At 69.3% G+C, this 21,174-nt stretch carries 21 protein-coding genes; 5 read left to right on the top strand and 16 right to left on the bottom strand.

Going from position 1 to position 21,174, the window contains the following annotated elements; translation table 11 throughout:
- Nucleotides 1-139 precede the first annotated feature (139 nt).
- The 9 genes from AB0H54_RS09780 to AB0H54_RS09740 all read right to left on the bottom strand — a co-directional run bounded on the left by AB0H54_RS09780 (nucleotide 140) and on the right by AB0H54_RS09740 (nucleotide 7,520).
- Nucleotides 140-646, bottom strand: coding sequence for a DUF1707 domain-containing protein (locus AB0H54_RS09780; RefSeq protein ID WP_357344360.1), 507 nt, complete (start codon nucleotides 644-646; stop codon nucleotides 140-142).
- A gap of 85 nt (nucleotides 647-731) precedes the next feature.
- Nucleotides 732-1,187: a DUF350 domain-containing protein gene (locus AB0H54_RS09775; RefSeq protein ID WP_357344358.1), complete on the bottom strand. Its 456-nt coding sequence runs from the start codon at nucleotides 1,185-1,187 to the stop codon at nucleotides 732-734.
- A gap of 35 nt (nucleotides 1,188-1,222) precedes the next feature.
- The gene (locus AB0H54_RS09770) at nucleotides 1,223-2,386 is read right to left on the bottom strand and encodes a glutathionylspermidine synthase family protein (protein WP_357344357.1); all 1,164 of its coding nucleotides are present in this window, start codon (nucleotides 2,384-2,386) and stop codon (nucleotides 1,223-1,225) included.
- Nucleotides 2,386-3,102 (bottom strand): hypothetical protein, encoded by a 717-nt coding sequence (locus AB0H54_RS09765; RefSeq protein WP_357344355.1) that lies wholly within the window; start codon nucleotides 3,100-3,102, stop codon nucleotides 2,386-2,388. The genes AB0H54_RS09770 and AB0H54_RS09765 overlap by 1 nt, the downstream gene beginning before the upstream one ends.
- 31 nt (nucleotides 3,103-3,133) lie before the next feature.
- Nucleotides 3,134-3,415: an acylphosphatase gene (locus AB0H54_RS09760; protein ID WP_355280480.1), complete on the bottom strand. Its 282-nt coding sequence runs from the start codon at nucleotides 3,413-3,415 to the stop codon at nucleotides 3,134-3,136.
- Nucleotides 3,412-3,855: an OsmC family protein gene (locus AB0H54_RS09755; protein ID WP_355280478.1), complete on the bottom strand. Its 444-nt coding sequence runs from the start codon at nucleotides 3,853-3,855 to the stop codon at nucleotides 3,412-3,414. The genes AB0H54_RS09760 and AB0H54_RS09755 overlap by 4 nt, the downstream gene beginning before the upstream one ends.
- A 149-nt stretch (nucleotides 3,856-4,004) precedes the next feature.
- The gene (locus AB0H54_RS09750) at nucleotides 4,005-4,706 is read right to left on the bottom strand and encodes a response regulator (protein WP_355280477.1); all 702 of its coding nucleotides are present in this window, start codon (nucleotides 4,704-4,706) and stop codon (nucleotides 4,005-4,007) included.
- A 121-nt stretch (nucleotides 4,707-4,827) separates the two neighbouring features.
- The gene (locus AB0H54_RS09745) at nucleotides 4,828-7,359 is read right to left on the bottom strand and encodes a sensor histidine kinase KdpD (protein WP_357344352.1); all 2,532 of its coding nucleotides are present in this window, start codon (nucleotides 7,357-7,359) and stop codon (nucleotides 4,828-4,830) included.
- Nucleotides 7,356-7,520, bottom strand: coding sequence for a hypothetical protein (locus AB0H54_RS09740; RefSeq protein ID WP_355280474.1), 165 nt, complete (start codon nucleotides 7,518-7,520; stop codon nucleotides 7,356-7,358). Before AB0H54_RS09740 ends, AB0H54_RS09745 begins: the two co-directional genes overlap by 4 nt.
- A 282-nt stretch (nucleotides 7,521-7,802) precedes the next feature.
- On the opposite strand from AB0H54_RS09740, the gene AB0H54_RS09735 reads away from it, so the two are divergent.
- The 5 genes from AB0H54_RS09735 to AB0H54_RS09715 are packed head-to-tail and all read left to right on the top strand — an operon-like array spanning nucleotide 7,803 to nucleotide 12,660.
- Complete coding sequence (locus AB0H54_RS09735) at nucleotides 7,803-7,886, top strand: potassium-transporting ATPase (RefSeq protein ID WP_110035904.1); 84 nt, start codon at nucleotides 7,803-7,805, stop codon at nucleotides 7,884-7,886.
- Nucleotides 7,883-7,969, top strand: coding sequence for a potassium-transporting ATPase subunit F (locus tag AB0H54_RS09730; protein WP_218719288.1), 87 nt, complete (start codon nucleotides 7,883-7,885; stop codon nucleotides 7,967-7,969). The genes AB0H54_RS09735 and AB0H54_RS09730 overlap by 4 nt, the downstream gene beginning before the upstream one ends.
- On the top strand, nucleotides 7,970-9,640 hold the full coding sequence (gene kdpA / locus AB0H54_RS09725) for a potassium-transporting ATPase subunit KdpA (RefSeq protein WP_357344350.1): 1,671 nt from the start codon (nucleotides 7,970-7,972) through the stop codon (nucleotides 9,638-9,640). It begins immediately after the preceding gene.
- Between the two features lies 1 nt (nucleotide 9,641).
- Nucleotides 9,642-11,789, top strand: coding sequence for a potassium-transporting ATPase subunit KdpB (gene kdpB / locus AB0H54_RS09720; protein WP_357344348.1), 2,148 nt, complete (start codon nucleotides 9,642-9,644; stop codon nucleotides 11,787-11,789).
- A 1-nt stretch (nucleotide 11,790) separates the two neighbouring features.
- Nucleotides 11,791-12,660, top strand: coding sequence for a potassium-transporting ATPase subunit C (locus AB0H54_RS09715; protein ID WP_357344346.1), 870 nt, complete (start codon nucleotides 11,791-11,793; stop codon nucleotides 12,658-12,660).
- A 55-nt stretch (nucleotides 12,661-12,715) separates the two neighbouring features.
- Here the strand turns inward: AB0H54_RS09715 and AB0H54_RS09710 are convergent, their stop codons facing one another.
- From AB0H54_RS09710 to rnc, 7 genes are all read right to left on the bottom strand, one after another.
- Complete coding sequence (locus AB0H54_RS09710; RefSeq protein ID WP_357344344.1) at nucleotides 12,716-14,860, bottom strand: glycogen debranching N-terminal domain-containing protein; 2,145 nt, start codon at nucleotides 14,858-14,860, stop codon at nucleotides 12,716-12,718.
- A complete protein-coding gene (locus AB0H54_RS09705) occupies nucleotides 14,857-16,026 on the bottom strand; it encodes a glycosyltransferase family 4 protein (RefSeq protein WP_355280673.1) in 1,170 nt (389 codons plus the stop codon). The genes AB0H54_RS09710 and AB0H54_RS09705 overlap by 4 nt, the downstream gene beginning before the upstream one ends.
- A gap of 284 nt (nucleotides 16,027-16,310) precedes the next feature.
- Nucleotides 16,311-17,798 (bottom strand): substrate-binding domain-containing protein, encoded by a 1,488-nt coding sequence (locus AB0H54_RS09700; protein ID WP_357344342.1) that lies wholly within the window; start codon nucleotides 17,796-17,798, stop codon nucleotides 16,311-16,313.
- Between the two features lie 92 nt (nucleotides 17,799-17,890).
- Entirely contained in the window at nucleotides 17,891-18,925 is a 1,035-nt protein-coding gene (locus AB0H54_RS09695) for a PHP domain-containing protein (RefSeq protein WP_357344340.1), read from the bottom strand.
- Between the two features lie 6 nt (nucleotides 18,926-18,931).
- A complete protein-coding gene (locus tag AB0H54_RS09690; protein ID WP_355280462.1) occupies nucleotides 18,932-19,513 on the bottom strand; it encodes a dihydrofolate reductase family protein in 582 nt (193 codons plus the stop codon).
- A gap of 63 nt (nucleotides 19,514-19,576) precedes the next feature.
- A complete protein-coding gene (mutM, locus tag AB0H54_RS09685; protein WP_357344338.1) occupies nucleotides 19,577-20,437 on the bottom strand; it encodes a bifunctional DNA-formamidopyrimidine glycosylase/DNA-(apurinic or apyrimidinic site) lyase in 861 nt (286 codons plus the stop codon).
- Nucleotides 20,438-20,439: 2 nt separating this feature from the next.
- Complete coding sequence (rnc, locus tag AB0H54_RS09680) at nucleotides 20,440-21,174, bottom strand: ribonuclease III (RefSeq protein ID WP_357344336.1); 735 nt, start codon at nucleotides 21,172-21,174, stop codon at nucleotides 20,440-20,442.

Below are 21,174 nucleotides of genomic sequence, written 5' to 3'. Positions count from 1 at the left end.
TGGCGGTCGGTATCGGGTTGCGGTAGCCCGTTCCCGACGAGATACCCATGTGCTCGCGTGAGCATACCCGTCGCTACCGGGTGCTCTGCGGCAGTGCGGGCGATCCGGGCCGTGGGGCGGCCACCGGGCCGCCGAGCGTTCAGCCCCGGTGCTGCCGATCCGGGTTGTGCGGGTCCATGTGCTGGACGTGCTTCATGTGCTTCTCGAGCTGGCGCAGGTGGGTCTGGGTGCCCGGCGTGGCCTCCCAGCCGGTGAGGACGCGGAAGACCAGGACAGCGCCCCACGGGCCGATGACCCACATCGGCCAGAAATACGTGAGCTCGCCCGCGCTCAACGAGATCAGACCCCAGATGACCACCACGATCAGGCTGACGCCGAGCCAGCTGCCCGCCTCGATGCGCTGCCAGACCGGGATCCGCGCGCCCTTCTTCTCGGCGGGCGCGCTCGCCTGCTGCTGCGTGGTCAGCTGCGGCAGGTCCGACAGTACGACGGCGAGCTCGTCGCGGGTGGCGGTCGCGTAGACCTTGGCGACGCGCTGGTCGTATTCGGTGAGGTCGAGCCTGCCGTCGGCGAGATGGGTGCTCAGCTGCGCGACGATGGCATTGCGCTCGGCATCGGACGCGCGTGTGCCTGGGGTGATGTCCATCCCGACATCCTCTCGTTCACCAACCACAGTGGACAGCTGTTTCCAGCCTCCACCCTCCACTGTGTGATGTCAACCGCGGCGCCGGTCACAGGATGGCGAACGCCACCACCAGACCCAGGGCGAAGTGCGCGGCGGCGACCACCAGCACCTCGGGGGTGTAGGTGTCGGAATGCAGCGTGCGGCCGATGTCGATGCCGGTGACCTTCTCGATCACCCGCACCGAGACCACCTGCGCGATGATGCCGACCAGGCCGTACACGACCGCGGCGATCAGCCCTTCGGACAGCTTGTTGACCCCGCCGGTGGCCAGCACCGCGAACACGACGATGAAGGCCATGCTGACCATCCCCGCCGCGGACACGATCAGCGCGTTCGGCTTGCCCGCGACGACGAGGTCGCGCAGCTTGCCGGGCGTGGTCAGGTCGATGGCGAAGAAGCCGATCAGCATCAGCGCGAGACCGATGAGGCAGTACAGGATGATGGCGCCGACGCCTTCACCGAGCGCGCTCCAATAACCCGATTCCAGGGCGAGGGCGGTCATCGTGGTCCTTTCGAACAGTGTTGTGTGGTCACGGGTCAGTCGACGATGCGGTGCGGGACGAAGGCGGCGCCGTCGTCGGTGATCAGGCCCGCCGTCTCCCGGATGCCGAGGCCCGCCGCCGTGTCACCGACGACCCAGGCGCCCAGCACCGGGCGCATGCCGTCGAATTCCGGGAGCGGATCGAGCAATTGGTAGACGAAGCCCTCGGCGCCGTAGACGCCGCCGGTCGCGGTCTCCATGCCGGGACCGACGATGGTCATGTTGGCGCCCTCGCGGCCGAGCTTGGGCTTGCGGATGTACTCGGTGAGCTCGTGCGGGCTGTCGAGATAGGCGGGCAGCAGGTTCGGGTGGCCGGGATACATCTCCCAGAGCACCGCCAGCAGCGCCTTGTTGCTGAGCAGCGTGGTCCACAGCGGTTCGACCCAGGCGGTGGCGGGCAGGCTCTCGACGACGCGCTTGCCGAAGTCGTCGTCGAGGATCCACTCCCACGGGTACAGCTTGAAGGCCGCCTCGATCGGCGCCTCGGCCAGATCGACGAACCGGTGCAGTTCGGTGTCGAAGCCGATCTCCTCGATCGGCAGCGCGACCGTGTCGAAGCCCGCCTCGGCGGCGGTCTCCTGCATGTAGGCGGTGGTCACGTTGTCCTCGCCGGTCGCGTCCGCGCCCGACCAGGTGAAGTGCAGCTCGGTGCCGGGCAGCACGCCGCGCAGCTCGGTCCAGCGTTCCACCAGCTTCTCGTGCAGCGAATTCCACTGGTCGCCACCGGGATACACCTGCTGCAACCAGTGCCACTGGATGATCGCGGCCTCGAGCAGCGAGGTCGGGGTGTCGGCGTTGTACTCGAGCAGCTTGGCCGGTCGGCGCGCGTCGTAGCGCAGGTCGAAGCGGCCGTAGACGTACGGGTCACTGCGCCGCCAGGATTCGGCGATCGGCCCCCAGCTCCATTCGGGCAGGCCGAAATCGGCGTAGCGCTCGGTGAGGACCACGTGCTCGGCCGCGTGCAGGCACATCGACTGCAGCAGTTCCACGTCGGCTTCCAGCGCGAGGATCTCGTCCATCGAGAACTCGTAGTGCACCGACTCGTCCCAGTACGGGCGCGGCTGACCGCTGGCATCGCGGCCGGGCGCGCCGTAGACCAGTCCCTGACTCTCGATGATCTGCTGCCAGCCCGGACGCGGCGTACTCGCCACCCGCCGCACTAGGACCCGCTCCCGCCGGTGGACTTGCTGCCGAGCCCGCCGCGCTGGATCGTGGTGCCGCTCTTGGTGGTGATGGTGGCGTTGCGCGGCTTCACCGAGCTGCCGCCGCTGGGCGGCTTGCCGATGGTGGGGGTGCCGCCGTAGTGGTAGCGGTACTGCGGCCAGCCGAGCAGGATCAGGCTGCCCGCGCCGCCGTGGCTGGTGTCGCTGCGGAAGTTGGATTTGCCGTCACCGCAGTACTCGTCGGCGACGACGACCTCGTTGCCGTTCTGGTCGATCTGCACGCAGGACGCGGTCACCTGATCCGGCGCCGCGATGGCGCGATAGGCCAGGTAGCCACCGCCGACCAGGGCGGCGACACCGACGACGGCGACGCCGCCGATCATCACCCGTTTCCTGGTGCGCCGCTTGGCTTCCGCGGCCTCGGCGGCGGCGCGCTGGGCCTGTTCGGCCTGCTTGCGCGCCTTGTCGCGGGCCCGTGCCTCGCCGACCGTCGGGGGCCGGGGCTGGGTGACCCCGGGTTCCTGCCTGGCCATCCGGCCGGGCCGCGCCTGCTCGTTCGCGGGCGGTTCCGGCGGCTGCTGCGGCATCGGCGGCCAGCCCGCGCCGGGGTCGGGCGGTGGCCAGCCCGCACCGGGGTCCGGTGGCTGGTGGGGAGAGCGTCCGGAGCCGCCCGCAGGCGGCTCGTCGGGCGGACCAGGGTTCTGTGTGCTCACCGCTGCCGCCCCCTAGCCCCCGAAGTCACCACTAGCGCTCCTCGAATCCCGTCATGTCGCCCCGCGCGGGCTCCCAGCTTTCCACAACCAGGTCGACCCGGCCAGGCGCCTGGCCGGACCGTAGCAGGTCCAGCAGCTTCGCGCCCGCCGTTCGCGGTCCTTCGGCGACGACGTGCACCCGCCCGTCGCTGTGGTTGCGGGCATAGCCGGTGAGTCCGAGTTCCAGTGCGCGCGAGCGGGTCCACCAGCGGAATCCCACTCCCTGCACCATCCCGTGCACCCACGCGCTGAGCCGCTGCGGCCCCTCGCTCATGCGTCGATATCGAAGTTCAGCGTCACCTTGGTGCCCGCCTTGAGGGTGCGGCCAACGGTGCACACCTTGTCGACGGCCCGCTGCACGGTGACCAGTAGTCGCTCGCGCGCGGCCTCGTCGAGTTCGGACAGGTCCAGCTCGAGAACCTCGTCGAGCTGCGGGTACAGCTCGTTCTCGCGGTCGGCGTCGCCGGAGACGCGGATGGTGGCGTCGAAGTCGTCGCCGAGGCGGCGCGAGAGCGGCAGGTCGGAGCTCAGACCGGTGCAGGCGGCCAGCGCGATCTTCAGCAGCTCGCCCGGGGTGAACGCGCCTTCGACGCCCTGCGAGGCGATCAGGACCTCGGCGCCGCGATTGCTGCGCCCGGTGTAGGCCCTGGTGCCGGTGCGCTCGACCCACAGCTCGGTGGGTGCGGTGGTCACGGGTGCGTTCTGCTCAGCCATGCCTAGATCCTGGCATGTCCGCCTCCCCGTGATTCTTGCCGGTCGTGATATCCGGAGGACTCGAACACCGGGCCGGGGGCTCGGTGGTGGGAGTCTTCTGGGCGTTCCCGACGAGTTACCCATGTGCTCACGAAATCTCGGACCCGGTCTCACTCCTGGAAGCGGTACCCCATGCCCGCCTCGGTCAGCAGGTGCCGGGGGTTGGCCGGGTCGTCCTCGAGTTTGCGGCGCAGCTGTGCGAGGTAGACCCGCAGGTAGTGGGTCTCGGTGGCGTAGGCGGGTCCCCACACTTCGCGCAGGAGTTCCTTGCGGCCCACCAGTTTTCCGCGATTGCGGACCAGCATCTCGAGCATCCCCCACTCGGTGGGGGTCAGGTGTACCGGCTCGCCCCGCTTGGTGACCTTCTTGGCGACCAGATCGACGGTGAACGAGTCGGTGACCACCACCGGGTCGACGCTGTCGACCTCGGTCGCGCCGCGCCGGACCGCGGCACGCAGCCGGGCCAGCAGTTCGTCCATGCCGAACGGCTTGGTGACGTAGTCGTCGGCGCCCGCGTCGAGCGCTTCGACCTTGTCGGCGGAGTCGGTGCGCGCCGAGAGCACCAGCACCGGCGCCGAGGTCCAGCCGCGCAACCCGGCCAGCACCTCGATGCCGTCCATATCGGGCAGGCCCAGGTCGAGCACGATGACGTCGGGGTGCCGCTCGGCCGCGGCACGCAGGGCGGCCGCCCCGTTACCCGCGGTGATCACCTCGTACCCGCGCACCGACAGATTGATCCGCAAGGCCCGCACGATCTGTGGCTCGTCATCGACCACCAGCACCTTGGTGGCCGCAGGAGCCTGATTCTTCACTGTTCCGCCTCTCCGGGACTTCTGGCCGGACTCGTGTGCGTGGGGACATCGGGTCGGCGGCTTGCGGTCGGATTCCCGCCCGCGTGAGCCCGTGCCCGGTGAGTTACCCATGTCGGCGCGTTCATTCTGTCGTCCCGTGCGGTTCGGCGGTGAGGTCGGACGACGGCGGTACACCCGACGGCAGGTCGACGAGCATCGTCAGACCGCAGCCAGGAGTCGGTTCGGCGTGGACGGTGCCGTCCATCGCCTCGACGAAGCCGCGCACAACCGACAGGCCGAGGCCGACTCCGGTGGTGTTGTCGCGGTCACCGAGGCGCTGAAAAGGCTCGAACAGCTGCTCCTCGGTGCCTGCGGGGACGCCGGGCCCGACGTCGACGACGGCGATCGAGACCCGGTCGCCGTCATGTTCGGCGGTGACTCGTACCGGTGTATCGCGGCCGGAGTGGCGCAGCGCGTTGTCGATCAGATTCGCCAGCACGCGTTCGAGCAGACCGAGGTCCGCCAGTACCGAGACCTCCCCGACCTCCACCTTCACCCGGTCCATCGCCGCGCGCCGCAGACCGCGAGTACCCATCCCGACGCTGACCAGCGCACGATGCACCGCCTCGTCCATGTAGACCTGGCGCAGCTGCGGGGTGACGACACCGACGGCGAGGCGCGAGGAGTCGAGCAGATTGCCGACCAGCGCGGTCAGCTGGTCGACGGACTCCTCGATCGCCTCCAGCAGTTCGCCGGTGTCCTCGGCCGAGAACTCGATGTCGTCGCTGCGCAAACTCGACACCGCCGCCTTCGCTCCGGCCAGCGGGGTGCGCAGATCATGGCTCACGGCCGACAGCAGCGCCCGGCGCAGCCGGTCGGCCTCGAGCAACGCGGCCGCCGCACTGGCCTCTTCGGCCAGCTTGGCCTGCCGCACCAGCCCGACGGCCTGGTTGGCCACCGCGTTGAGCACGGGGCGGTCGGAGGAATCGATCGCCCGGCCCGCGAGCAGCAGGTGGCTCAGCGCGTCGCCCGCCTCGATCACGGTGTCGGCCTCCGATGCCTTGGCGGGCGGTTCGACCCCAACGGAGGCGACGATCTGCTCACCGCACTGCACGCTCACCGCGCGCTGCCCGTACGTCTCGCGGACCTGCTCGAGCAGATTCGGCAGATCGGCGCCGTGCAGGACCGAGCCGGCGAACATCGTCAGCAGCTCGGCCTCGCGCGAGGCCTTGCGCGCCTGCAGCGTCCGCTTGGCCGCGACATCGACCAGGGCCGCCACCGCCACCGCGACGATGAGCAAGACCACCACGGTGACGAAGTTGTCCGGCTCGGCGATGGTGAAGCTGTAGCGGGGATCGGTGAAGTACCAGTTCAGCAGCAGACCCGACAGCAGCGCTGACAGCCCGGCGGGCACCACGCCGCCGAACAGCGCCACCGCCACCACACCGACGAAGAACATGGCACTGAGCCCGCCCAGTTGTAGCCAGCCGTCGAGGAGCAGCCCGCACACCAGGCTCACCAGCACCGGCACGACGATCGCGGCCAGCCAGGCCGTCACCGGCCTGCGCGGACGCAGCCACGCTCTGCGGACACCACGATTGGCCTCCTCGTGGGTCACCATGTGGACGTCGATCTTGCCGGAGCGCTGCACCACGGTGGAGCCGATGCCCTCGTCGAGGATGCGCGCCCAACGGGAACGCCGCGAGGTGCCGAGTACCAGCTGGGTGGCGTTGACCTCGCGGGCGAATTCCAGCAGCGCGGTGGGCACGTCGTCACCGGTGACGGTGTGCAGCGAGGCGTCCAGACCGGCGGCGAGTTCGCGCAGGGTCGCCATCCGCTCGGTCGAGACCCCGGCCAGCCCGTCACCGCGCACCACGTGCACCACGACCAGATCGGCACTGGCCTTCGACGCGATCCGCCCGGCCCGGCGCACGACGGTCTCCGATTCCCGGCCGCCGGTGACCGCCACGACCACGCGTTCGCGGGCCTCCCACAGCTCGGTGATCTTGTGGTCGGCCCGGTACTTGGCCAGCGCGGCGTCCACCTGGTCGGCCAGCCACAGCAGCGCGAGTTCGCGCAGCGCGGTGAGATTGCCGGGGCGGAAGTAGTTGCGCAGCGCCGCGTCGACCTTGTCGGCGGCGTAGACGTTGCCGTGGGAGAGCCTGCGCCGCAACGCCTCCGGGGTGAGGTCGACCAGTTCCACCTGGTCGGCGGCCCGCACCACCGCGTCGGGCACGGTCTCGCGCTGCTCGATCCCGGTGATCTGCGCGACGACGTCGTTGAGGCTCTCCAGATGCTGCACGTTCACCGTCGAGATGACGTCGATGCCAGCGTCGAGGAGCTGTTCCACATCCTGCCAGCGCTTCTCGTGCACGCTGCCCGGCACGTTGGTGTGCGCCAGCTCGTCGACGAGCACCACCGCGGGCCTGCGGGCCAGCACCGCGTCGACGTCGAGTTCGGGCAGCTCGGTCCCCCGGTAGGCGACCGTCTTGAGCGGAATCCGCTCGATGCCGTCGAGCAGGTCGGCGGTCTTCTTCCGGCCGTGCGTCTCCACGACGGCGGCGACCACATCGCGGCCGCGTTCCAGCCGCCGGTGCGCTTCGCCGAGCATGGCGTAGGTCTTGCCGACGCCCGGCGCCGCACCGAGGTAGATGCGCAGTTGTCCGCGTTTCACCAGTCCATCATCGCGGGTCGGCGGGCCGGGGCAGGCGAGCGCACCGGCAACACTCCGACGGTCACCATCGGTGCGTGCGAGGTGTTCAACCTGCCGAGCACACGGATCAACAGCAGCGATCCGACGAAACCGAGGATCACCGCAAGGGTCACAACAGACACCGCGATCTCACTTTCCGTGAACAGGGGCCCGGCGGCGTCCGTCGCCGGCCGGAGCCCCATTCTCACCGCGTGTTCGTCGCCCGATCTCGATCTTTACGGGGTGTTGACGGCTTTCGCCCCGGCCTTGACGGCTTCCGCACACCCGATCGGGGCGCCCTCGCGTCAACAGGGCGTAAAGGCCGCGCCGCCCGGCGCTAAGGAGTCGTAAGGAACCCACGCCGCGTCCCGTTCCGGCGTTTCACTCACCTTGGCGCTCCACCTCGGAGCGCAAGGAGGTTGGAAATGTCTGTCGTGGTGTTCACGGTGCTCACCGTGGCGATCTTCGCGCTGCTGGGCGTGATCCAGCGAGGGGTGGAGAAGCTGTGATCGCGAACCTTGTCGGTCTCGTGCTGGCCGTCCTCGTCGCCGTGTACATGGTCGCGGCGCTGCTCTTCCCCGAGAGGTTCTAGGTGAACACGACAACAGCGGGGATCGCGTTCGTCGCGGCCCTGGTCATCACGCTGGCCCTGGTGCATGTGCCGCTCGGCGACTACATGTACCGGGTCTACAGCAGTGACAAGCACTCCCGCGCCGAGCGGCTGATCTACCGCGCCATCGGCGCGAAACCCGAGGTCGAGCAGACCTGGCCGATCTACGCCCGCAGCGTGCTGGCGTTCTCGGCGGTGAGCATCCTGTTCCTGTTCTTCTTCCAGCTGGCGCAGGGCGCCCTGCCGCTGCACCTGACCGATCCCGGCACCGAGATGACCCCGGCGCTGGCCTGGAACACCGCGGTCAGCTTCGTCACCAACACGAACTGGCAGAACTACTCCGGCGAGTCCACCCAGGGACACCTGGTGCAGATGGCCGGGCTGGCGGTGCAGAACTTCGTCTCCGCGGCCGTGGGCATGGCGGTCGCGGTGGCGCTGGTGCGCGGCTTCGCCCGCCGCCACACCGGCGACCTCGGCAACTTCTGGGTCGACCTGGTGCGCGGCACCCTGCGGATCCTGCTGCCGATCGCGTTCGTCTTCGCGATCGTGCTGGTCGCCGGTGGGGTCATCCAGAACTTCCACCTGCACGATCAGGTCGCCCAGACCATCGGCGGCGCCCAGCAGACGCTCACCGGCGGGCCGGTCGCCAGCCAGGAGGTCATCAAGGAACTGGGCACCAACGGCGGCGGCTTCTACAACGCCAACTCCGCGCACCCGTTCGAGAACGCGAGCACCTGGACGAACTTCCTGGAGATCTTCCTGCTGATGGTGATCGCCTTCTCGCTGCCGCGCACGTTCGGCCGGATGGTCGGCAGCACCAAGCAGGGCTACGCGATCGTGGCGGTGATGGGCACCATCGCGCTCACCAGCATCACGCTGACCAACCTGTTCCAGCTCCAGCACCACGGCACGGTGCCGACCGCGATCGGCGCGTCCATGGAGGGCGTGGAAACCCGCTTCGGCGTGGCGAATTCGGCCAGTTTCGCGGCGTCGACCACCCTCACGTCGACCGGTGCGGTGAACTCGTTCCACGACTCCTACACCAGCCTCGGCGGCATGATGACGATGTTCAACATGCAGCTGGGTGAGGTGGCGCCCGGTGGTGTCGGCTCCGGCCTCTACGGCATGCTGATCCTCGCCGTGATCACGGTGTTCGTCGCGGGCCTGATGGTCGGCCGCACGCCGGAGTATCTGGGCAAGAAGATCACCCCGCGCGAGATCAAGCTGGCCGCTTCGTATTTCCTGGTGAGCCCGCTGATCGTACTGATCGGTACCGCTGTCGCCATGGCACTGCCGGGCCAGCGGGCGAGCATGCTCAACAGTGGCCCGCACGGCCTCTCGGAAGTGCTGTACGCCTTCACCTCCGCGGCCAACAACAACGGTTCCGCCTTCGCCGGTCTCACCGGCAACACCGAGTGGTTCAACACCGCGCTCGGCCTGGCGATGATGTTCGGCCGGTTCCTGCCGATCATCTTCGTGCTGGCCCTGGCCGGTTCGCTGGCCCAGCAGGGCACCACTCCCGCGTCGATCGGCACGCTGCCGACGCACCGGCCGCAGTTCGTCGGCATGGTCGTCGGCGTGACCGTGATCCTGGTCGCGCTCACCTTCCTGCCCGCCCTCGCGCTCGGGCCGCTCGCCGAAGGAATTCACTGAAATGACCAGTCCCACCCTCGAAACACCGGCCGCGCCGCGGCCCGAGCACCGGACCAAGGGCGTACAGAAGGGCGTCCTGGATCCGAAGCTGCTGCTCACCTCCCTCCCGGACGCGCTGCGCAAGCTCGACCCGCGCACGCTCTGGAAGAACCCCGTGATGCTGATCGTCGAGATCGGCGCGGTGTGGTCGACCATCCTCGCGATCGCCGATCCGAGCTTCTTCGCCTGGGCGATCGTGGTCTGGCTGTGGCTCACCGTCGTGTTCGCCAATCTGGCCGAGGCCGTCGCCGAAGGACGCGGCAAGGCGCAGGCCGACACCCTGCGCAAGGCCAAGACCGACACCGTCGCCCGGCGGCTGGCCGACTGGACCCCCGGCGGCCGCATCGTCGAGGAACGCGTCGCCGCTCCCGAACTGCGCCGCGGCGATTACGTCGTGGTCGAAGCCGGTCAGGTCATCCCCGGTGACGGTGACGTCGTCGAAGGCATCGCCTCGGTGGACGAATCGGCTATAACCGGCGAATCCGCGCCGGTCATCCGCGAATCCGGCGGCGACCGCTCGGCCGTCACCGGCGGCACCACGGTGCTCTCGGACCGGATCGTCGTGCGGATCACCCAGGAGCCGGGCGCCAGCTTCATCGACAAGATGATCGCGCTCGTCGAGGGCGCGAGCCGCCAGAAGACGCCGAACGAGATCGCGCTCAACATCCTGCTGGCCGCGCTCACGATCATCTTCGTGTTCGCGGTGACCACGCTGCAGCCGCTGGCCATCTTCGCGAAGGCGAACAACCCCGGCGTGCCGGACACCTCGGCGCTGGATGTGCACGGCATCACCGGCATCGTGATGGTGTCGCTGCTGGTCTGCCTCATCCCGACCACCATCGGCGCGCTGCTCTCGGCCATCGGCATCGCCGGCATGGACCGGCTCGTGCAGCGCAATGTGCTGGCCATGTCGGGTCGCGCGGTCGAGGCCGCGGGCGATGTGAACACCCTGCTGCTCGACAAGACCGGCACCATCACCCTCGGCAACCGTCAGGCCGCCGAATTCGTGCCGATGCCGGGCATTCCCGACGACGAGCTCGCCGACGCCGCACAGCTGTCCAGCCTCGCCGACGAGACGCCGGAGGGGCGCTCGATCGTCGTGTTCGCCAAGCAGACGTTCAACAAGCGGGAACGCTCGGCGGGCGAGCTGCCCGGGGCCACCTGGGTGGAGTTCACCGCGCAGACCCGCATGTCCGGTGTCGACCTCGCCGACGGGCACCAGCTGCGCAAGGGGGCAGCCGGTGCCGTCACCGAATGGGTTCGCGCCCAGGGTGGTGCGGTACCGGAGCAGGCCTCGGTGATCGTCGACGGCATCTCCGCCTCGGGCGGCACGCCGCTGGTGGTCGGTGAGGTCAAGGACGGCACCCCGCGACTGCTGGGCGTCATCCACCTCAAGGACGTCGTAAAGCAGGGCATGCGGGAACGCTTCGACGAGATGCGCCGCATGGGCATCCGCACGGTGATGATCACCGGCGACAACCCGTTGACCGCCAAGGCGATCGCGGACGAAGCGGGCGTGGACGACTTCCTCGCCGAGGCAACGCCGGTGGACAAGCTCGCCCTGATCAAGAAGGAACAGGACGGCGGCCGCCTGGTCGCGATGACCGGCGACGGCACCAACGACGCCCCCGCCCTGGCCCAGGCCGACGTGGGCGTGGCGATGAACACCGGCACCTCGGCCGCCAAAGAGGCGGGCAACATGGTCGATCTGGATTCGGACCCGACCAAGCTGATCGAGATCGTCGAGATCGGCAAGCAGTTGCTGATCACCCGCGGCGCGCTGACCACGTTCTCCATCGCCAACGATATCGCCAAGTACTTCGCCATCATTCCGGCGTTGTTCGTGGCGCTGTTCCCCGGCCTGGACGCACTCAACATCATGCGCCTGGCCAGCCCGCAGTCGGCGATCCTGTCCGCGGTCATCTTCAACGCAATCATCATCGTGGCGCTGATTCCGCTGGCGCTGCGCGGTGTCGACTACCGACCGAGCAATGCCTCGAAGCTGTTGAGCCGCAACCTGACGATCTATGGCCTCGGCGGCATCATCGCGCCGTTCATCGGCATCAAGATCATCGACCTGCTCGTCCAACTCCTCCCCGGGATGTCCTGAAATGCGTATGTCAACCTGGATCCGCCAGCACCTGGCCGCCCTGCGCGCCCTGCTCGTGCTGACCGTGATCACCGGAATCGTGTATCCCGTCGCGGTTTTCGCGGTGGCTCAGTTGCCCGGACTGAACGACAAGGCCGACGGCTCGCTGATCGAGCGGGACGGAAAACTGGTGGGCTCCAGCCTGATCGGACAGTCGTTCACCGACGCCGACGGCAAGGCCATGTCGCAGTACTTCCAGAGCCGCCCGTCGGCCGCGGGCGACGGCTACGACCCGCTGTCCACCGCCGCGAGCAACCTCGGCCCGGAGGACATCGTCGACACGGCTGCCCGCACCAGCCTGCTCACCACCGTGTGCGCGCGCTCGAAGGAGGTCGGCGACCGTGAGGGGGTCGACGGCGCCCGCCAATTCTGCACGAAAGACGGTGTCGGCGCGGTGCTCTCGGTGATCGGCCCGCGCGATGCCGACGGTGACGTGTCGCGGCCGGTGCAGGTCGTCAGCGTGAACGAACTCTGCCCCACCCAGCCGTTCCTGGCCACGTTCCGCGGCGTGACCGTGGAATGCGCGAAGGAGGGCGAGGACTACTCGGTCGGCCGGATCATCCCGATCCTCGGCGACGCCCCGGTCGACGCGGCGGTGCCCGCGGACGCGGTCACGGCCAGCGGCAGCGGCCTGGACCCGCACATCTCCCCCGAATACGCGGCCATCCAGGTCGAGCGGGTGGCGAAGGCACGTGGGATCACCGCCGATCAGGTGCGCGAGCTGGTGGCGGCCCATACCGCCGGGCGCACACTCGGGTTCCTCGGTGAGCCGCGGGTGAACGTCGTCGAGCTCAACCTCGCACTGGACGAACGCTTCCCGTTCCAGGGCTGAGCACCACCGCACGACATTCGGGGCCGGATCCGTACGGATCCGGCCCCGTTGCCGTCTACTGCTCTTCGTCGGTGATCAGCGCCCACCCCTCGGGCAGCCCATGCACGGTCACCGCCGACCCGCAGACCTCGAGGTCGACCGTGACCTCACCGAGCCGGAACTCCGAGAGCCGCACACACCCCCACGCCTCCGGCACCTGCGGCCGCACGGTCAGGGTCTTGGCGGGCACATCGGGGTCGAGCCCGAGGAACGAGCGCACGAGCAGCAGCGGCGCGGCACTCGCCCACGCCTGCGGCGAGCACGAGGTGGGATAGGGCACCGGCGCCGCGAAACGGGCCCGCGGGAACCCGCAGAACAACTCGGGCAGCCTGCCGTCGAACGCGGCGGCCGCGTCGAGCAATCCGCCCGCAAGCTTCGTCGCCAGCGCCACCGCGCCCGGCACATGCTGGTACCGCATCAACCCGGCGACCGCGATCGCCGTGTCGTGCGGCCACACCGACCCGCAGTGATAACTCATCGGGTTGTAGGCGCCCATGGTCGAGGCCAGCGTGCGCAGCCCGAAGCCCGAGTCCATCTCGGCCCTGGCCAGGTTCGCGATCAGGCTCTCGGCGTGTTCGTCGGTGGCGATTCCCGACCACAGGCAGTGCGCCGCGTTGCTGGTCAGCGCGTCGACCTGACGCTTGCTTCCGTCCAATGCCACGGCGTACCACCCACATTGGGGTAGCCAGAACTGCTCGGCGAACTTGGTCCGCAGTTCCGCGGCCCGCTCGCGCATGCGGGTGGCCAGGGCCGGATCGTCGAACTGATCGGCCAGTTCCGCCCGGGCCAGGTACGCCGCGTACACGTACCCCTGCACCTCGCAGAGCGCGATCGGCGCCTGCGCGATATGGCCCGCGGCGTCGTTGATCCCGTCGAAGCTGTCCTTCCAGCCCTGGTTGATCAGTCCGCGATCGGTGGCGCGCACGTACTCGACGAAGCCGTCGTCGTCGCGGTCGCCGAAATCGGTGATCCAGCCGATCGCGGCGTCGGCCGCGGGCAGCAGGGTGGCGATCGAGGCCGGCTCGGCGCCCCAGCGCAGGCACTCGGCCAGCAGCATCACGAACAGCGGTGTGGCGTCGACGGTTCCGTAGTAGATCTGGCCGCCGAGCACCTGCCCGACCGCGGGACCACGCCGCATCTCGTGCATGATCCGGCCCGGTTCCTCCTCCACCAGCGGATCGACCGTCTGGCCCTGCAATTCGGCCAGCTGCTGGAGCGTGCCGAGGGCGAGATCGGTCTCCAGCGGCAGCGACATCCACGCCGTGAGCAGCGAGTCCCGGCCGAACAGCGTCATGAACCAGGGCGCGCCCGCGGCGACGAACGGCCTGCCGGTGCCGGAATCGGTGTGGATCTGCAACGCGCCCAGGTCGCTCTCGCTGCGGCGCAGGATCTGGTTGAGCAGCCCGGAATCGGCGCTGATGTCGGTGGCGGTGGCCCGCCAGGCCTGGATCTTGCGCACCGGCTCGCTGGCCCGGTAGCGCTCGCCCGGGGTGCCTTGGGTCTGCGGGCGCTGCGCGGCGCCCGCCGGTTGCGCGGTGATCTCGGTCTGCCAGCGCCCGCCCGCGGGCACGACGACGCGCCAGATCATGGTGCCGGGCAGCACCATCGGCTCCACCGTCGAGGTGAGGGCGAGCCCGCGCGACAGGTCGGCCCGGTCGTGCAGCAGCAGTTCGCCGTCGGAGGTGGTCATCTCCGCACGGCGGCCGCCCATCCGGCCTTCCTTCACCGAGAACAGGTCGACGAAATCGGCGTCGACGTGCAGCTCGAGCACCACCGCGGTGGCCTCGCGGCTCATGTTCTCCAGGGTGATCAGCTCGTGCATGCCCTCGGCGACGAGCCGGTCGCGCACGACCAGCAGGGTGCTGTCGGCCCGGCCCTGCTGCGGCGGCCTGCGCAGCACGAACCGCGCGGCGAAGGCCTCCGGGCTGAGCACCGACAGCGGCTCGGGCCGCTTGCCGTCGATCATCAGCTCCCAGCGCGAAATCACCCGCGCGTCACGGAAGAACAGGCCCTGCGGCTTACCCGGCTCGATGTCACCGAGCCGGTCGGACAGGCAGAAGGTGCCGCCTTCGACGAGGGTGACGTTGCCGCCGTTGCCGCCGAGCCCCGCGGGTTCCCCCGCGTTGAGCGGGCTCGGCGACGACGCGTTGTTCAGGCTCATCCGCGCCCGCTGACCGCCGCCCCGACCGGCATCGGCATGGTGAAGGCGTTGCCGTAGCCGATCGTGGTGCGGGCCAACAATTGCCGGTACACCTGCTCGTAGCCGCCGCCGAGGGTGTCGGCGCCGAAATTCGCTTCCACGTGTGCCCGGCAGGCCGCCGGATCGAAGGTCGCGACTTCGGCGATGGCGGCGGGCAGTTCGTCCGGTTCCTCGCAGATCCGCCCGGTGACGCCGTCGACCACGACCTCGGCCACCGCACCACCGCGCAACGCGACCACCGGCGTTCCGCAGACCATCGACTCGATCATCACCATGCCGAACGGCTCCTCCCAGCGAATGGGGAACAGCAGACACCGTGCTCCGGACAACAGTTTACGCTTGGCCGCCGCGTCGGCGAGGCCGAACACATGATCGGCGTCGGTCAGCCGCGGTCGCACGTACTCCTCGAAGTAGGCCTTCTCCGGTGGTTCGGAGCACTTGCCCGCCAGGATGAGCGGGATGCCCGCCGCGTGCGCGGCGTCGAGTGCCAGATGGGGGCCCTTGTCCATGGTGAAGCGGCCGAGGAACAGCGCGTAGTCCTGCTTCTCGGTCGCGAACGGCCACAGGTCCGGCCGCAGCGCGTTGTGCACGCGGCCCGCCCAGGGCAGTTCGGGCGCCAGTTCGCGCTGCCGGTCGCTGATCGCGACGAGCGAGCATTCCTCGCCCAGTTCGCGGTAATAGCGGTAGCAGTCGTCCTGCACCGGCCCGTGCACGGTCACCACGGTCGGCAGGCCGAGATTGGCGTACGCCGGGGCGTTGAGCGGGCCGGCGAAGGTGTGATCGTGCACCAGGTCGATCCCTTGGGTCTCGGCCAGGCGCTCGATCGCGCGGCGCACCCGCAGCGCGTGCACCACCTCGGGGAACGGATCACCGAGTCGTTCCGGGACGATCCGGTCCCACAGCGGGACGAAATCCGCCTTGGTACCCGGCTCGCCCGCGCCGAACAGGGTGACGTGATGGCCGCGCTCGCACAGCGAGTCGACCAGATCGGCGACGACGGCTTCCACGCCGCCGTACGCCTTCGGGGGTACATCGAAATACGGTGGAACAACCATCGCGATCCGCAGTGGGCCGCCGTTGTGCTCGATCGCATAGAGATCGGACGTGGAGAACCCGGTCGGCGACATTGCCGACGTATCTGCACTCATGACCTTCCTTCCAGGGACACAACCTCGCAACACTTGCGCGAACAAGAGATGGCCGCCTCGGCGGGGGTGGAGACGAGAGCTTCACCGCCGTCCATGGGGCATGGTTGGCCTGGCCAAGCGGGAAGCGCACCACGCGGGTGCCCGCCTGAACAGAGGGGCCGTAGTGGAACGTACCCCGCTACCGGAGAGTAAACCAGTGGGTTGCTGGCAAAACGTGTCGGCGATTCCGTGACGAGACAGGAGATTCCGCCGTCAGGGGCGGTCTACGGCGTACAGAATTTCGGTTCCACCGGGTCGACGCACGGGATGTTGCCGAACTCGGTCATGGTGAGCCTGGCCTTACCCCGGGTCAGGTAGTCGAGGAACTGCGCGACCAGCGAATCACCGGCGATCGGGCCGTGCGTGTAGGCGTATTCCACGCCGGTGAAGCGGTAGGCACCGGACCGGATCGTCTCCGGCGTCGGGCGCACCCCGTCGATCGTGACCGCCGCGACCCCGTCGGCGATCGCCGAGGTCTCCAGATACCCCACCGCGCCAGGAATTTTGGCAACGAACATAGCCACTTCGTCGGTGACGTCGACCTCGCACTGCTCGCCGCCCACGGCCATGCCGACGCAGCTGGTGTAGCGGAACACCTTGCGGTTGTCCTCGAGCAGCCGCGATTCCAGCGCGCGCCGGGTGCCCGAGCCCGCGGTCCGGTCGATCAGGACAACGGGGAGATCGGGTCCACCGATCTGGTTCCAGTTCTTGATGTTTCCCCGGTACAGGTCCCGGATCTGCTGGGTCGAGAGATCTTTCAGCCCGACCCCGGGATGCACGACGAGCGAGAACGAGCCCAGGGCCAGCGGGAGTTCGGTGAGCGCCGCGAACGAGGTTCCCTTGGCACCGTCACCGATCGCGAGCATGCCCGGCGTCGGTCCGGCCTTGGTGATCGCGCGCAGGCCCGGCTCGGTGCCGGTGAAATCGAAGCTGAATCGCGCTCCGGTGCAGGTCTTCTCGTAGTTCCGCGCGGCCGCGCGGATCATCGGCGCCATGGCGGTCGATCCGACGACGGTCAGCTCCCCCGCGGCGCAGTCCCGCGGGGGCGGATCGCCGCGCAGCACGGTGGCCAGCAACTGCACCATCACCACCAGGGCGAGGAACACGCTCAGGCCGAGCAGGGCGGGTTCGCGCCGGGAGCGGCTGGTGGTCTCGACGAATCGACCGCCCTTGAGGCTGCCCGCCTTGGTCACCACCTTCGCCGCGTTGATGTCCTGCGGATCGGGCGCCGGACCGGCGAGCACGGCCAGCACCTTGTAGTGCTCACCGCGTTCGAGCCGTTCGCTCGGCAGCACGATCCGCGCGGCGTTGTCCGCGCCGACACCGGCGGCCAGCTCCCGCAGGGCGTCACTGAACGCGGTCACCGAGTCCCCGGTGCGGGTGACCCGCTCGGTGACCTCGAGCGCGCGGATCGTGTGGTGCGGGAACAGCAGTCGCGGACTCTCGCCGACGTAGTCGTCGGCCTCGATCGCCGTGGAGCCGTAGTTCTCGATCCGGATCAGCACCACCGACACCGGATCCGCGGTCGACGTGCCGCCCTGGGCCGTCGCGCCGTTCGGGTCGGCGAGCTGGATCCGGCTGGCCGGCGTGTTCATCTGCACGCGGTAGCCGAGGCGCTTGCGGCCGACGAAGACGAACTCCCGCAGGAACGCCGCCGTCGCCACGAACAGACCGAGCACCGACAGCACGATCTCGACCGGGAACTCGCCCATCGGCTCCCCTCCCCCACCCGGATACCTGTCTCCGCCTGTCTATCAGGCCGATCCGACATCGCGGCACCCGGCGCCGGTTGTTCGGCGAGTCTTCACCCGGTGGTCGTCGCACACCAGGTCAGCAGCTCGTCGACCGGCCAGGTATTGATCACCCGGTCGGCCGGAACACCGTGCGCCAGCGCGCGTTCGCAGCCGTATCCCTGCCAGGCCAACTGGCCGGGTGCGTGCGCGTCGGTGTCGATGCTGAAGTGGCAGCCCATGTCGACGGCGAGGTCGATGAGGCGCCCTGGTGGGTCGCGACGTTCGGGTCTGCTGTTGATCTCCACGGCGGTGCCGTATTTCCGGCAGGCCTCGAAGACGAGTTCGGCGTCGAAGGTGGACTCGGGGCGGGTGCCTCGGCTGCCTTCGACGAGGCGGCCGGTGCAGTGGCCGAGGATGTCGACATTCGGGTTCGCGACGGCGTAGACCATGCGTTTGGTCATGGTGGCGCTGTCGTCGCGCAGGTGTGAATGCACGCTGGCGACAACGACATCCAGCCGTTCGAGCAGATCGGCGCGCTGGTCGAGGGTGCCGTCGTCGAGGATGTCGACCTCGATGCCGGTGAGGATGCGGAAGGGCGCGAGCTGCTCCTGGAGTTCGGCGATCACGTCGAGCTGGCGCAGCAGCCGGTCGGCGGACAGGCCGTTGGCGACCTTCAGCCGTGGCGAATGATCGGTCAGCGCACAGTATTCGTGGCCGAGCGCGGCGGCGACCCCCATCATCTCCCCGATCGGGCTGCCGCCGTCGGACCAGTCCGAGTGGGTGTGCAGGTCACCGCGCAGCACCGTGCGCAGCGGGTCGCCCGCGGGGCCGATGGGTTGCGCGGCGCCGCGCAATTCGGCCAGGTAGTCGGGAACCGCACCGGCGCACGCCTGTTCGATGACGGCGGCGGTCTTCGGCCCGATCCCGGCCAGCTCGCGCCAGCTGTGCTCGCGCGCCCGCGCGGCCTGCTCGGACTCCGACAGCCCGGCGACGATATCGGCGGCGCGGCGATACGCCTTCACCCGGTGGGTCTCCGCACGGGATCGCTCGAGCCAGAACCCGATCTCCCGCAGGGCCGCCACCGGGCCCGGACCCGCCGCCGTCACCGCGCGCTACCTGATCCGGCCGTACTTGAGGAACGCGACACCGTCGGCGTACACCCGGCTGGTGATCACCCGGAAGCGTTCCGGCTCCGGCAGTTTCGCACCGCCGCCGAACAGCGGCCGACCGGTCCCGAGCACCACCGGATGCAGCTTGAGGAACACCTGATCGATCTCGGGCAGCAGCGCCTGGGCCAGCTCACCCCCACCGCAGAGCCAGATCCCCAGTCCCGCTTCGCGTTTGAGCGCGCGGACGGCGGAGATCGGGTCGGCGGTGATCAGCTCGACCCCGGGCGCCGGCGATTCCGGCAGCGTCGTCGACACCACGAACTGTCGCAGGTGCTCGTACGGGCTGGCGGTGCCGGTGCGCACGCCGAAGTCGTGCGTCTTGCGGCCCATGATCACGGTGTCGAAGTAGACGTTGCCCGCCGCGATGCCGCGCGCCTCGCGCACCTTGGTCGGCAGCGTCTCAGGGTACTGCGAGATGATCGCGGGCCCGTGATCGCCGCCGACCGGGAAGAAGTCCAGGGTCCCGTCCTCGGCGGCGATGAATCCGTCGATCGTCGATGCCACGAAATAGGTCAGCTTGCGCATAACGTCCTCCTGCACGGACCCGGTCCGATACGACCTGTCAGGAGAAACGGTAGCGTGCCCGGATCAGCGGCGGCGAGGCTTCCGCTGACACTTCGGGCAGGAAAACGACGAGCGATTCATGAATTGCTCACGGATCAGCGGCGCGCCGCACCGGTCGCACGGCTCGTTCTCGCGGCCGTAGGCGGCCAGTGACCGGGAGAAATAGCCGGATTCGCCGTTCACATTCACATACAGCGCGTCGAAGGAGGTACCGCCGACGGCCAGCGCCTCGCTCATGACCGCGGTGACACCGTCGAGCAGCTTGCGCACCACCGGCCGGGTGAGTTCGGCGGCCACCCGCGTGCCGTGCAGACCCGCCCGCCACAGCGCCTCGTCGGCGTAGATGTTGCCGATGCCCGACACCACGGTCTGATCGAGCAGCACCCGCTTGATCTCGGTGTTCTTGGCCCGGATCGCCGCCACCACGGCCTCGGCGTCGAAGCGCGGGTCCAGCGGATCGCGGGCGATGTGGGCGACGGAGTCCGGGACGACGGTGCCGTCGACCTCCACGAGGTCGGCCAGCGCCCAGCCGCCGAAGGTGCGCTGATCGACGAAGCGCAGCTCGCTGCCGTCACCGAGGGCGGCGCGGATGTGGGCGTGCTTCTCGACCGGGGCGCCCGCGGGCTGCACCAGCATCTGCCCGCTCATGCCCAGGTGGACGACCAGGGCGGTCTCCGGCTCGTCGAAGGTGAGCCACAGGTACTTGCCGCGGCGCCGCGCGTCCTCGATCTTCAGGCCGGTGAGGCGGGCCGCAAGATCGGCGCCACCCGCGAGGTGCCTGCGCACGGCCCGGGGATGGGTGACGGTGACGGCGTCGATCGCCCGGCCGACCGCATGATCGGCCAGACCGCGCCGCACCACCTCGACTTCGGGCAGTTCGGGCACGGTCAGGCTTCGGTGGCCGAGGATTCGTCGGTGAGTGCCTTGTAGGCGGTGCCCGCGGCCTTCTGCTCGGCTTCCTTCTTGGAGCGGCCGACACCCTGCCCGTACGGACGACCGGCGATCACCGTGGTCGCGGTGAACTCCTTGTTGTGGTCCGGGCCGGTGGAGGTGATCTCGTAATTGGGCACGCCGAGCCCGCGCTCGGCGGTGAGCTCCTGCAGGCTGGTCTTCCAGTCGAGGCCCGCGCCCATCCGGGGGCCGCGCTCGAGCAGTTCGGCGAACAGGCGCAGCACGACGCCACGGGCCACCTCGATGCCGTGCTCGAGATGCACGGCGCCGAGCAGGGACTCCATGCCGTCGGCGAGGATGCTCGGCTTGTCGCGGCCGCCGGTGAGCTCTTCGCCCTTGCCGAGCAGCAGGTACTGACCGAGTCCGCCGTCGCCGAGACCACGCGCCACCTCGGCGAGCGCGTGCATGTTCACCACACTGGCGCGCAGCTTCGCGAGCTCACCCTCGGACTTGTCGGGGTGCTCGGTGTAGAGGCGCTCGGTGATGCTCAGGCCGAGGACCGAGTCGCCGAGGAACTCGAGGCGCTCGTTGGTCGGCAGACCGCCGTTCTCGTACGCGTACGACCGGTGCGTCAGCGCGAGGCGCAGAAGCTCCGGTCGTACGTCGACACCGAGGGCGGTGAGCAGGCTGGCGTGATCGGCCGAACCTGCGGTTTCTTTGCTCGCTGTCAC

The organism is Nocardia sp. NPDC050718 (assembly GCF_040654235.1).
Lineage (GTDB): Bacteria > Actinomycetota > Actinomycetes > Mycobacteriales > Mycobacteriaceae > Nocardia.
Note: the sequence above shows the minus strand (reverse complement) of the source record. Positions and strands in the feature narration are given on the sequence as shown.

Excerpts from the sequence above, each read along its gene's own strand:
- AB0H54_RS09780 (WP_357344360.1), bottom strand. The coding sequence starts at position 646 with ATGGACATCACCCCAGGCACACGCGCGTCCGATGCCGAGCGCAATGCC.
- AB0H54_RS09775 (WP_357344358.1), bottom strand. The coding sequence starts at position 1,187 with ATGACCGCCCTCGCCCTGGAATCGGGTTATTGGAGCGCGCTCGGTGAA.
- AB0H54_RS09760 (WP_355280480.1), bottom strand. The coding sequence starts at position 3,415 with ATGAGCGAGGGGCCGCAGCGGCTCAGCGCGTGGGTGCACGGGATGGTG.
- AB0H54_RS09755 (WP_355280478.1), bottom strand. The coding sequence starts at position 3,855 with ATGGCTGAGCAGAACGCACCCGTGACCACCGCACCCACCGAGCTGTGG.
- AB0H54_RS09735 (WP_110035904.1), top strand. The coding sequence starts at position 7,803 with ATGTCTGTCGTGGTGTTCACGGTGCTCACCGTGGCGATCTTCGCGCTG.
- kdpB (WP_357344348.1), top strand. The coding sequence starts at position 9,642 with ATGACCAGTCCCACCCTCGAAACACCGGCCGCGCCGCGGCCCGAGCAC.
- AB0H54_RS09715 (WP_357344346.1), top strand. The coding sequence starts at position 11,791 with ATGCGTATGTCAACCTGGATCCGCCAGCACCTGGCCGCCCTGCGCGCC.
- AB0H54_RS09710 (WP_357344344.1), bottom strand. The coding sequence starts at position 14,860 with ATGAGCCTGAACAACGCGTCGTCGCCGAGCCCGCTCAACGCGGGGGAA.
- AB0H54_RS09705 (WP_355280673.1), bottom strand. The coding sequence starts at position 16,026 with ATGTCGCCGACCGGGTTCTCCACGTCCGATCTCTATGCGATCGAGCAC.
- AB0H54_RS09700 (WP_357344342.1), bottom strand. The coding sequence starts at position 17,798 with ATGGGCGAGTTCCCGGTCGAGATCGTGCTGTCGGTGCTCGGTCTGTTC.
- AB0H54_RS09690 (WP_355280462.1), bottom strand. The coding sequence starts at position 19,513 with ATGCGCAAGCTGACCTATTTCGTGGCATCGACGATCGACGGATTCATC.